Origin of the sequence: Paraburkholderia sp. SIMBA_054, from assembly GCF_046534875.1 — a bacterium.
In the GTDB taxonomy this organism is placed as follows: Bacteria; Pseudomonadota; Gammaproteobacteria; order Burkholderiales; family Burkholderiaceae; genus Paraburkholderia; species Paraburkholderia hospita.
Window position 1 is genome coordinate 1 of the sequence record NZ_JAWRXV010000500.1, and the last position, 306, is coordinate 306.

Below are 306 nucleotides of genomic sequence, written 5' to 3' on the forward strand. Positions count from 1 at the left end.
TCGGCGCGTTTTTCAGCATGAGCGCAAAGCCCATATTGTCGGCCACCGTCATATGCGGATAGAGCGCATAATTCTGGAACACCATAGCAATATCGCGTTCCTTGGCGCGCAAGTCATTGACGACACGCGGGCCGATGGCGATTTCGCCATCGCTGATTTCTTCTAGCCCTGCGATCATGCGGAGCAATGTGGATTTGCCACAACCCGACGGGCCGACCAGAACGACGAACTCACCGTCTTCGATATTGACCGACACACCATGCAGAACGCCAACATTGCCGTACTTCTTGACTGCATTTCGGATGG

At 54.2% G+C, this 306-nt stretch carries 1 protein-coding gene; it reads right to left on the reverse strand.

All coding sequences use genetic code 11. The annotated features are described in order from the left end of the window. The coding region (locus SB822_RS56075) for an ATP-binding cassette domain-containing protein (RefSeq protein WP_410858976.1) at positions 1 to 304 on the reverse strand (304 nt) is incomplete at its 3' end. Positions 305 to 306 lie beyond the last annotated feature (2 nt).